Here is a 10,747-nt window from a genome sequence, read left to right as displayed (position 1 = left end):
TCAAAGCTGTTGTCTCGCGGGGATCTTCGACTTTCCTCCGCGCCACCACAGCAAGAAGCCCGACAAACCTATCGCGCTAATTAGCGGCCGTTTCGGATCGCCGGCTGAAGCTCCTGGGCGGTATCCCCGCCCAGGAGCGAAAGGCGCGCGTGAACGCCGAAAGCTCGGAATAGCCAATTGCGAGAGCAATTTCGGTGAGTTTGAGATCGGTGTCCCGCAGCAGACGGAGCGCTACGCTAAATCGGGCCTGCTCCATCAGCTCTTCGAATGTGTGTCCTTGCTGAGCTAGGCGCCGATGAAGCGTGCGTCGCGTTAGCGCCATGTCCTGCGCGATCTTGGTGACTTTGCACGTGGCGTGACTGAGCAAGTTGCGCACGCATTGTGCGATTACCTGCTCGGCCAGTGCCGTGCTTTGAAGCTCCCCTGCCGTCACTGTCAGCGTGCTGCTCGGCCCCACGGGAGCGACCAACCAACGCTTGGCGAATCGCAAGCCGGCAGCAGGTTGATTGAAGGCGATCGGGCAGCCGAAGGCGACTTTATAGGGCCGCGCGTCGAGAGGCGCGCGGCGCGCCAAGGAAACCTGCGTCGGCCGCCACTGAGGTCCGCACAACTCGCGAATAATCGAAAACGCGAATGCGGTGCTTACATCCGACATTTGCTCGCCTCTGACCACCCGGGGATCGATGGTGATGTGCCGCAATTCGACATCTTCGCCACAGTCCTGCAGCGCCATCACCAGTCCTCGATCCTGTTTTGCCAAATGACGCACGGCATTTAAAAGCGCGCTTCCAAGATTTGGCGCCTTGGCCATTTCACCGCCAAGCGCGCCAAGCACGTTCAAACGCGCCTGAATTCCGAGAGCCAGCCCGAAACATTCGCACCCTGTTTCGCGGGCGCACTCCACCAGGAAGTAGGAAAATTCATCATAAGGAACGGCATTGTCAGGATTTTCGAACAGACTGAGATCGAATCCGTATTTCCGGGCAAAAATGCCCGGATCGATCCCCGCGCCGCGCAGCATCCGCGGTATGTGAATTCCGACGCTGGTGCGTACCGAATATGTGACCGCCTCAGCCTGCGGCGGGCCGGCATCGCGTCGAGCCATGGTTCGATACCCCAACTTTGACACTACAAGTCGGCGGTTGGCCCTAAATCGTGGCGGCTCCGTCGGATGGCGAGCAGCGCCGCTTGTCGGCGCTGCCGTTATCTCTACCTTCCCAGCCCAACAACTTTCAGTTGTGGGGCTGGGCTTCGTCACCGGCTTGCGCGGCGCCTGCGGCCAGCAACAGCGCTGCGCTCCAGAACAAATAGGTCTGCTTCCGCGTAAACCGGAACGGTGGGACCGCGGAAGGCTGGCACGGCCCCAACGGAAGGCGCATCGCGCCTCTTCCGAGGCGCTATTGCCCGAAGCCACCCGAAGTCACTGTATGTTGACGACGACGTAGCGCCCGCTATGGGCCTGATAATACTTGCCGCCACAGTGCCACAGCACGGGGCCGTAGACGGTGGTCTTCACACATGCAGCCGGGAGGCTGTTCACGTAGATATTCGTCCGGACGATTGCCCGGCGAGTGGTGCGCCTCGCAACGCCAGCGACGCTGCCAGGCGTGAGCGGATGACCAACTCGCGCCTGCGCCTCACCGACGAAAGAGGGGATCGGCGCAACTGTGTCGATCAGTGCGCCAAAAATCATGGTGACGGCGATTGCAGCAGCACCACTGACCAATCTCAAGCTAAGTCTTGTCATCGTTCATCCTCTCTAAATTCAAAATACCTGCGGCAAGTGCTACTTGGCCGTCAGGATCGTTATCGGCGCCGCGACTGGCAAAGTGAGAACGCGGGTCGTCGCGCCGGCCAGCCCGCCCTCTTCCTGATCTGGAATACCCTGCGCCAGGACCTTGCGAAGGTCCGGCGCCATTTCCGCGATTTGGGCGAACTTGCCGTGATTGGTCGCATCGGTGGCTTTCACATTCGACAAGTCGACGACTATCGCGCCGAGTTCTGCGAGTTCCGCCGTATTGCTGCTCGCCCCAATCCGATCTTTGCCGCCAGCGATAAGTCTCGACAGACCCAATGCTTTGTCGTCGCGCGAGACAATGATCAAAAACGGCTTTTTTGGTTTCCCAATTCGCTGCATTTCCGATTTGAATACATCCTCGTCGATATCGGGAGCGGCGAGTATCACCGTACCAAGCTTGCCGGCGGAAGTGACGTTTCCCGATATCTTGATTTGCCGAAATGCCTCGACGGTCACCCAGTTGCCCATCGAATGCGCCAGGACGTTGATTTCATCGGCATCGCTGGCCAGCAAAAGGCGCAGCGTCCGCTCCAATCCGTCGCGAGCGATGGTCGCGCTGTTGTTGTCATATACGTAGTCCAGCGTCTTGCCGTGCGAGGCCCAACTGAAGAAGACGGGAACGCTGGGCGCATGGGAATCATGAACGACTTGCGCGAAGCGATAGAGCCCTTCGGCAAACAGCGTGTTGTAACCATGTACAAAGAGCAGGACCTTGCGTTGGCCTTTGGGCTGAGCCTTCAAACGCTGGTTCAACTCAGCCAGGAACTGCTTATCGTTCGGCAGGAGTTCGCCATCTCGCGTGACAAAATCCGTTTGAGCATTTCCCGGCTTCGAAGAAGGCCATTCGACATTGCCAGCCTTATGGTTCGGCGGCACGCTGACGGTGATCGACGCAAAGTTCAGGGCAGATGACCGTTCACCATCGAAGTAAGTTCCCGGTCGGGCATCACGCGATCGAGTGGTGGCAACGAGGATGGTATGCGAACTTGCACCTTGAGCTACGGAGGTATTCGACAATAAGGCTCCGGTCTCAGGCCTGCTTGCGCAAGACGAGAGGCCCACGAGACTGAACGCACAAGCAAAGGATATTGCCAGGCTTCGCCTTGCTCGCATGTTCAATCCCACCAGTCCCCCGCAGCGATTTGCCAGCTTCATTGTTTCGTGCACCCCGATGTCATCCCCGAGAAGGCGACCGTGCCTCCCCGCGCCGAGCTTTGTCTGTTATCGGAAGCAAGTCGTCGCGCGACGCGACTTGCGTAAAGGTCAAGTCCAGACACAACCCGATCTCCGGTCCCAAGACAGGATCGGCAGCCTCACTGATCGCGATCACTCCCGAAAGGTGGCCCGGGAACCCGCTTACGTTTCGAGCGCCATGGAAGGAAGGTAACTAACTGTATCCTACGGGCAGAACACTGTAGCTCCTGGCCGAAAATTGACTTCAGCAGGCGGGCTTAGGATCAGCAACAAATCGCCATCCTAGAAACGCATGATCAGACCCATGATCGGGCCCTGTTGCACGACATCGAAGACAAACCCGTCATTGTCGTAGTTGACGCCCAAGGCGCGATAGCCGGCGACCGCCGAAAACCGATCGTTGAACCGATAGTCCAGCGCGGCTGCGACGTCCCTTGGGTGCGAGCAAGGGCATCCCGGCGATCATCATCGCCGAGGATGACGACGCCATTCGCTCCGATCCGGCCAAGGCGCGACTACGTTCAGGTAACTGGGGGTAGTCGTGGAGCCGTGGTCTACATGACCTCGGCACCGTGCGATGGGTGCAGCCAAGCATCCGGCAGGGATCCACCTAAATTAGCCTGCCGGATTGTACCAGATCGGCGACGTGTAAGCGCGCTCCTGCGTCGTCATCGGCACCTCCGCCGGCAAGGTCAGGCCAAAGTACTTCGCGTCGTAGGCGGTCCAGCGCGGCGTCGGGATCTCGATGACACGGCCGTAGTAGAAAGCGCGCAGCGAGGGGTCGAAATCCGGGTCCTTCCAGACCGTGATCAGCTCGGGCGCACCGATCGTGTTGGTCCACGTCGCATTGGGCACGTCGACCGTGCTACCGACCGGCGGCAGCTTGCCGCTGGCGTCCGCCTTGCGGTCGCCGGACCAGGCGACGTCGTAGATCTTCTCATGCACCTCGCCGGCCGCGTCGAGCCAGCCCTTGATGATCTGGTAGCGGTCGAGATTGGCCCCGATCGGGTCCTTCAGCGCGGCCACCAGGAACGTCGGCGCCTTGCCGTCGGGCGCATGGCTGAGGTCGCCACCCATCGGCACCCCCTTGCTGTAGCCGGCAATAGCCGGGCTGCGGGTGTTGGCGTCGGCGGCCTCGAAGTCGAAGCCGCCAAAGAAGCGCACCACCATGCGCGGCCCGGTCGTGGCATAGGTCTCGCGCCGCTTCATGGCGTCGAAGATCGAGGCGCGGGTGTTCTCCTGCGCCCACACCGCTGCGTAGCCCGACGCGGTCATCTCCCATTCCATGATCTTCAGCCCGAGCTTAGCGTTGGTCATGAAGGCATGCGACGTGCGCTCGGGGTTTGGCTCGGCCGAGGCGACCTTGCCGAAGAAGTTGTCGTCATCGGCGGTGGCGAGACCGGTATGCGAGTCGGTGCTGCCAACCAGGCCAAACTTATAAGGGTTCACCCCGAGCTTCGCTTCCAGCTTGAGGCCATTCTTGAGGGCCGAGCGCGTGTATTCGAACTCCAGCATCTCCGGCTTCTTGGCCTCGCTAAGGTCGAGGTTGCCCTTGTCCCACTTCTCGAAATTGGCGAATTCGTCGTTCGGCGACAGGGCCGGATGGCTCTCGCCGTCGCCCTTCATCTGTGTGGTTTCGTAGAGGACCTCCCAGTGCGCCCGCTGCTCGGCATATTCGCGGTCGATCTCTTTGCCAGTGAAGGACTCGATGATCGGGAACATCGTGCCGTTGCTCAGATTTCCATTGTGGGCGATCGCCAGCACCTGGCCGCCGGTCTTGTCCTCGTAGTTCTGCAGCCATTTCCAGAGGTCGCGCGGATTGTTGGAGCCGAGCGGCGGCTGTGTCGTATAGGGCTCGATCATCGCGGCCTTGTCGCCATTGTCGCGGAAGATCACGTTGCGGTGCAAATTGTTGCCCTTCGACAGCGACGTCCATTCATAACCGATGACCGCTGTGAAACGGCCGGGCTGGTTGGCCTCTTCGGCCGCGTCGATGATGCTCTGCCAGGTGGAGCGATACGCGGCGGTGCCCGGCGAATAGATGAGGTCCTTCGGAAACTTGCCCTGCGCGAAAGTTTTGACGATGTCGTAGGCCGCCTCGGCGCCCTTGCCCGTCTGCATCATGTCGTACCAGGTGCGGGCCTGAGGATTCTGCAGGATCTCGGGTTTGCCGGCGAGGAAGTCGCCGAAGAAGCCGAGATTGTCGGAGTGATCGGCCACGACAAGGAAATCCAGCGGACGCGACAGCTTCACCGGCAGTCCCGTGTTGGAAACGATCTCCTCGCCCTTGGCGAATTTGTACGCTTCGCGCGGTCCGAGCCTGGCGCCGGCAGCGCCGGCATCGAAAGAGAGCGCGGTGTGCAAATGGGTGTCGCCGAACAGTGGCCGCACCGGGAAGTTGCGGCCGGCATAAGGCGAGTAGGGCCGCTTTGCCTGGAACACCTTTGCGCCCGTGGTCTTGTCGATGTCGCCGATATCCGTATTCACAGTCTCCTGCGCCCGGACGGACTGCGCGACGACCAACAGGCCTGCAAGTGCCGCACTCCTCAGCAGTGCGCCTTCGAGATGACCGAACTTCATTTGAACCTCCTCCTATGAAAACACCGCGTCCAGCCGCTGGACGCTCCAGAATGCGGCGATGATGCCGATGGCATAGGCCGACGCGACGATCGCCTGCCGGGGAATGGCGATGACCTGCCGCACGGCATAGACGGCGCTCAGCAACACGGCGATGAAAGCCAGCTGTCCGAGCTCGACGCCGACGTTGAAGGCGAGCAGCGCCAGCGGGATGTCACCTTGCGGCAGGCCGAGCTCGACCAGCGCGCCGGCAAAGCCGAAGCCGTGCAGCAGGCCGAAGGCGAAGGCCACCATCCACGGCCGAGCGATGGCGAGGCTGAGCTGGCCGCGCTCCATGCGCACAACCTCGGCGGCGACCATGACGATGCTGATGGCGATCATCGTCTCCACCGGCCGCGGCGGCAGCGTCACCCATCCGAGAGTCGCGGAACTCAAGGTGATGGAATGCGCCGCCGTGAACGCGGTGATCGCCTTCACCAGCTTTCGCCAGTCGCGCACGATCAGCATCAGTCCGCTGACGAAAAGCAGATGGTCGAAGCCGAACGCGATGTGCTCGATGCCGTGGCGGACATAGGTGGCGAACACCCCCCAGGCGCTCTGCGACGCGGGGATGATCGCCGAGGGTTCGCTCGGCGTCAGCCGCGCCGTCCAGCTGTTGCCGTTGGCGAAGACCACGTGGACCAGCGCGTCGGTCATGGTGTTCTGCAAGCCGTCGATCAGCACGTTCTGGCCGGCGAGCGGGTCCAGCGTGCGCATGCGCCAGGTCTGCACCATCGCATCGCCGGTCGGATGCGAGACAATCGGTGTGACCGTCTCGATCCTGCCGGAAAACAGCGCCGACAGCGCCAGCCTCGCGTCGCCCTGCATCGGCGTCTTGAACAGCACGCTGAACTCGTTCGGCGCCTCTTCCTGGACGCTGAGATAGGCGGGGCGTACCTCATGGGCAGACGCGGCCGCGGGGAGCAGCACAATGATGGCCGCTGCCAGCATGACCAGCGCAACGCGCTCCATTGCGCGGGCCCATCGCACGAGAAGAGACTTTTCGCCCGGTCGCCTCATTTTGCCGCCACGTCAGGTGCCGGCTCTGGTCCCAGCATCGCCTTCACGCTATCGTCCACCTCTACCGCATACTTCCTGCGCAGCTCGACGAGATAGTCGCGGCTGAGCTCTGTCTGCTTGGCGCCGCGCCATTCGCCAAGAACGGCATCCCTGACCGTCTCGAAAGGCTTCAACACCGTCGGCGTGCGCTCGGTGACCAGCACCAGGTGAAAGCCGTAGCCGGACTTCACCGGACCGCGCCACTCGCCCGGCTCGAGCGCAATGACCTCGCGTGCAAAGTCCCGACCGAACATCCCCGACAGCGCCAGCTCGTCGGTGTTGTCAAAACTGTCGCCGAACAGCAGACGATCACCCGCAGCCGCGTCCGTACCGCCCGTCGCATTCAGCGCAGCGAGCGCCACTTGGGCGTCCGCCGAGGCGTCCTTGCGATGTTCCGGATCGAAGTAGATCTGCCTGAACGACAGCTTTCCCGGCGTCTCGAAATGTGCGGGGTTGGCAGCATAGAACTGCCGCAGCTCCGCCTCGCTAGGTTCGGCAAGCTGGGCGGTGTCCTCGACCAGGAACTTCAGCTTCTGCGCCAGGCGGCGGCGAATGATAGAGTCGTCCTGCTCGAGGCCCATCTCTTCGGCCTCGCGTGCCAACAGTTTTTCGTTCAGGAAATCGTCGACCAGACCCTTCAGCTCTTCCGCCGTGGGCTGGCGCAGCCACTGGCTCGACCACGTCTGCTTCAGCCAGCGTACATCGCCCTCGCCAATGCGGACGGGTTGGACAGCTGTGGCGGCGACACTGCTCTCTTGCAGCCACGAATAGCCGCCGAACAGGATCGCGCCGACGACCGCGAAATGCAGCAAGGGTTCTCTCAGCCAAGTCACTTGCGGTGATTCCCCGCTGACATCCAGGCGAAGAAGTTCTCCTCCTCGGCGGTGCTGAGCGAGGTGTGGCTGTCGTTCGAGCCGATCGAGAGAGCGAAATATAGCCCTCGATAGTGACGTGTCCCCCTCGTCGAACCAGTCAGCGGAGCAAGCGGATAGCCCATGCCTTCCTCCAATCAGTGTACCTTGCATCGCGGCCAACAGCAGCGGACGCATGGGATGGTTTGCACACAAAGGGCGCGGGTGGGGACGTAATTAACTGTAAAGGTGCGGCTGGGTGCCAGCTGTCGATCGTCAGCTTCGGACGTCCAGACCAGTTCTGCGCAACGAGTTCAGAAAAACTCCGCGTCTTCCGCGCGGCCAAGTCGTCGCTCGATCTCCTGGCGCGCATTGCGCACGAGTTCAGGCGCATTCTCTACCTGCACAAGTTCTACTTGGCCGTCAGGATCATTATCGGCGCCGCGACTGGTAAAGTGAGAACGCGGGTAGTCGCGCCGGTCAGCCCGCCCTCTTCCTAGTCTGGAATACCCCGCGCCAGGACCTTGCGAAGGTCCGGCGCAATTTCCGCGATTTGGGCGCCATCCTAGAAACGCATGATCAGACCCATGATCGGGCCCTGTTGCACGACATCGAAGACAAACCCGTCATTGTCGTAGTTGACGCCCAAGGCGCGATAGCCGACGACCGCCGAAAACCGATCATTGAACCGATAGCCCAGCGTGGCTGCGACGTCCCAATCGACATTGGCGGCACCTGCTCCCACCATTCCCCATCCCGTGACATAGAACTCGGGTGTGAGCGAATAGTTCGCACGAATACCAACCAGCCCGTCTACCCAGGTCTTGCCGTCGCTGGCGGAGCGCCCGTCAAGGATCCCTCCATGGAAGTCAAGGTCCGTATGCGCGGACCAGACCCTCATGGCGCCGACCACATCGAGACGTCCAGCGTCACTCTGGAGAACTGAATAACCAACTCCGCCCAGACCTGAAAAAGTTTGGGACGTGAGATCGACGCTGTCTGCCAAGATGCCTCTGGGCGTTCCATTGCCGGCGGAAATCTTGACGTATTGGAGGTCGCCGAAAATGCTGTAGCGGTCGTAGCGTGCCTCGATGGTGGCCATGGCCGCGAAATCAAGATTTTTCAGGATGTCGCCAAAATTAGAGTCAACCTCGACGGTGGGCAAACCGAACTGCCCCACGTCGCCCGAGAGCCCAGCCGCCCAGAAATACGGCGCGGCGCTGAACGTCCATCCCTGCTCTGTCACGACTGGCTTCAGGTCTGGCGTCACCGGGGAGACCAGATCGGCCGCGCCCGCGTTATTGACAAGGCAAAGGATACAAAGCGCTGCATAGCCGCCAGTCACCGTCCGATAGAAAGTTTTCATGATCTTTGCTCGGTTCTGAGTCGGGCGCACAGTCCCGGTTTCATTGGAAGGCTTAAAGCGCCTCGCGATCTTTCAGATTCGCTCCATGCGCTTTAGGTTTTTGATTTTACGCATGTCTTTGTCCCGAAACCGGTTCCCACTTTCGGGAGACATGCTTTAGTCGACATAGACCACGACGTAGCGACCGCCATAGGGCTGATAGTAGACACCACCGCATTGCGACAGCGTCATGCCATTAACATTGACTTTTACGCAGGCGGGCGGCAGCGCGGGCACGTAGATGGTGGATCGTCGAACCACGCGGCGCGTTGTGCGACGGGCAACGCCAGCCACACTTCCCGGGGTCAGCGGCCTCCCGACCCCCGCTTCGGCGCTGGAGATCAACGAAACGGAGGGAATGAGTTCACTGTCAATGACTATGAGTGCCGTGACGAGGCTCAAGGCCAACGCGGTTCTATTTCGCGCGGTCGTTCTCATTCTGCGTCCTCCAGGGAAAGTTGGCCGATTTCGCCAGAATCTATGTGTCCCAGTTTTTTTGCATCCGCTGGCGGCGTGAAGGAGAACAGCTTGCCGTCGACCTTGGGGTCGACGCTCCAGTTGCTTAGTCTCAGCGTGTACTGGGGCGCTCCGGTCACCCATTTGGTCGTTATGACATATTTGAGCGGCAGCGGCTGGTCGCCCTGGCGGATCCAGATTTGCCAGTCGACGGTGTCTGTCCGGAACGCCAGATGGTCGCAGACTTGGCCACCGATAACGGCTTCGCCGATGAGCGTGCCTTCGACGGCTCCTTCCGTGAGGACCGAATACGGGTCCGCGGACATCAGGTCCGCGCCGACAGCATCCAGGCCGGTCGATACCCTGAACTCCTCGACGGCGTCGTCAATGCTCGGACCAGGGCTGTCGATTTGGGCGAAAGCATTTATCGTTTTGCCGTAGAGCGAGATGACTTTGCCGTCGAAGGTGACCTCGACATCGGCAACAGGGCCTTTCCGACTGATGCGGAAACCCTCGCCGCGCGAGGCTGTCAGGGAGCCCGAAGCGCTGTACTGGATCTTCTGGCCGGCCGTGTCGATGATCTCGTGGTCGGTATCGTAGTCGACGCTGAACGTCTTCAGACCTTTCAAGTAGTTCATCGAAGTGACGAGGACGTCGTTAGCATCCTTGTCTATTGCGCTCTGGCTCCAGGCCGAAGCACATGAGAGTGCCAGGCCTACGGATGCTGCCAAAAGGCTTGCGCCCTTGGGGCGGAGTCTCGAAAGTAAGCCGGATTTCATGATCTGGTTCATCTTGTTCACCGCTGTGCAATTGCAATCGAATCCTGACGCCCCGAATGGCGGAAATTTGCAAACTGACCACCGATCAGTTGTAACCATTCGTGGCGCTCACCGTGGCGGCGGCCGAGGATTGACACCCCAGTTTCGAGCAGCCTCTGAGTCCCGCACCGCTTCGCCGACTTCTCCAACCAGCCGGTCCACGAGTTCCTGCCATTCGGTTCGTCTAGCCTCGACCAACGCCGTTGTTGTGGTCTTGTCGACGGTTGAAAGCGCCAGCTCCGCGTCGGCAAGCTCCTCGCATATCTCTAGAAAGCTCTCACTCCGGACAACCAGTCGGTGGATCGCCAACTCAAACTGCGGAAAACGGCGTACTGCCGCTAGGATAGCTCTTTGTCTCTCGGACGGTTCTTCTTGTTTGGCCATAATTCGTTGATCTGACTGAGACCCGATCGAAATTAACGATATTTTCAATTTGCGACGTGAGTGAGTTCTATATTGCCCAAAGCCAGCATCGGAATGTAAATTACGTGGGAGACCATGTAGTCATCGGTCGAGCGAGGGGTCAGTTGAACAAGCCTGTAACATCCTT

General features: G+C 60.5%; 10 protein-coding genes. All 10 read right to left on the bottom strand.

Annotated features, from left to right (window positions below; all coding sequences use genetic code 11):
* Positions 1 to 76: 76 nt before the first annotated feature.
* Positions 77 to 1,105 (bottom strand): AraC family transcriptional regulator, encoded by a 1,029-nt coding sequence (locus tag ACWGS9_RS32855; RefSeq protein ID WP_454509137.1) that lies wholly within the window; start codon positions 1,103 to 1,105, stop codon positions 77 to 79.
* Between the two features lie 315 nt (positions 1,106 to 1,420).
* Positions 1,421 to 1,747, bottom strand: coding sequence for a hypothetical protein (locus ACWGS9_RS32850; RefSeq protein ID WP_454509136.1), 327 nt, complete (start codon positions 1,745 to 1,747; stop codon positions 1,421 to 1,423).
* Between the two features lie 39 nt (positions 1,748 to 1,786).
* Positions 1,787 to 2,815 carry an alpha/beta hydrolase gene (locus ACWGS9_RS32845; protein ID WP_454509135.1) on the bottom strand — a complete coding sequence of 343 codons (1,029 nt, stop codon included), beginning with the start codon at positions 2,813 to 2,815 and terminating at the stop codon, positions 1,787 to 1,789.
* 792 nt (positions 2,816 to 3,607) lie between these two features.
* Entirely contained in the window at positions 3,608 to 5,572 is a 1,965-nt protein-coding gene (locus tag ACWGS9_RS32840) for a DUF3604 domain-containing protein (RefSeq protein WP_454509134.1), read from the bottom strand.
* Positions 5,573 to 5,584: 12 nt separating this feature from the next.
* Positions 5,585 to 6,580, bottom strand: a complete 996-nt coding sequence (locus ACWGS9_RS32835) for a HupE/UreJ family protein (protein WP_454509133.1) — start codon at positions 6,578 to 6,580, stop codon at positions 5,585 to 5,587.
* Positions 6,581 to 6,624: 44 nt separating this feature from the next.
* Positions 6,625 to 7,500 (bottom strand): peptidylprolyl isomerase, encoded by an 876-nt coding sequence (locus ACWGS9_RS32830; RefSeq protein WP_454509132.1) that lies wholly within the window; start codon positions 7,498 to 7,500, stop codon positions 6,625 to 6,627.
* Complete coding sequence (locus ACWGS9_RS32825; protein ID WP_454509131.1) at positions 7,497 to 7,664, bottom strand: hypothetical protein; 168 nt, start codon at positions 7,662 to 7,664, stop codon at positions 7,497 to 7,499. Before ACWGS9_RS32825 ends, ACWGS9_RS32830 begins: the two co-directional genes overlap by 4 nt.
* A gap of 419 nt (positions 7,665 to 8,083) precedes the next feature.
* Positions 8,084 to 8,884, bottom strand: a complete 801-nt coding sequence (locus ACWGS9_RS32820) for a hypothetical protein (RefSeq protein WP_454509130.1) — start codon at positions 8,882 to 8,884, stop codon at positions 8,084 to 8,086.
* Between the two features lie 156 nt (positions 8,885 to 9,040).
* Positions 9,041 to 9,361 (bottom strand): hypothetical protein, encoded by a 321-nt coding sequence (locus ACWGS9_RS32815; RefSeq protein ID WP_454509129.1) that lies wholly within the window; start codon positions 9,359 to 9,361, stop codon positions 9,041 to 9,043.
* Positions 9,358 to 10,170 carry a DUF2092 domain-containing protein gene (locus ACWGS9_RS32810; RefSeq protein WP_454509128.1) on the bottom strand — a complete coding sequence of 271 codons (813 nt, stop codon included), beginning with the start codon at positions 10,168 to 10,170 and terminating at the stop codon, positions 9,358 to 9,360. Before ACWGS9_RS32810 ends, ACWGS9_RS32815 begins: the two co-directional genes overlap by 4 nt.
* Positions 10,171 to 10,747: the final 577 nt, after the last annotated feature.

Source organism: Mesorhizobium sp. Arg314 (assembly GCF_053714275.1).
The sequence above is the reverse complement of the archived record's forward strand: the minus strand, read 5'-3'. Positions and strand labels throughout refer to the sequence as shown.

Excerpts from the sequence above, each read along its gene's own strand:
- ACWGS9_RS32855 (WP_454509137.1), bottom strand. The coding sequence starts at position 1,105 with ATGGCTCGACGCGATGCCGGCCCGCCGCAGGCTGAGGCGGTCACATAT.
- ACWGS9_RS32850 (WP_454509136.1), bottom strand. The coding sequence starts at position 1,747 with ATGACAAGACTTAGCTTGAGATTGGTCAGTGGTGCTGCTGCAATCGCC.
- ACWGS9_RS32840 (WP_454509134.1), bottom strand. The coding sequence starts at position 5,572 with ATGAAGTTCGGTCATCTCGAAGGCGCACTGCTGAGGAGTGCGGCACTT.
- ACWGS9_RS32835 (WP_454509133.1), bottom strand. The coding sequence starts at position 6,580 with ATGGAGCGCGTTGCGCTGGTCATGCTGGCAGCGGCCATCATTGTGCTG.
- ACWGS9_RS32825 (WP_454509131.1), bottom strand. The coding sequence starts at position 7,664 with ATGGGCTATCCGCTTGCTCCGCTGACTGGTTCGACGAGGGGGACACGT.
- ACWGS9_RS32820 (WP_454509130.1), bottom strand. The coding sequence starts at position 8,884 with ATGAAAACTTTCTATCGGACGGTGACTGGCGGCTATGCAGCGCTTTGT.
- ACWGS9_RS32815 (WP_454509129.1), bottom strand. The coding sequence starts at position 9,361 with ATGAGAACGACCGCGCGAAATAGAACCGCGTTGGCCTTGAGCCTCGTC.
- ACWGS9_RS32810 (WP_454509128.1), bottom strand. The coding sequence starts at position 10,170 with ATGAACCAGATCATGAAATCCGGCTTACTTTCGAGACTCCGCCCCAAG.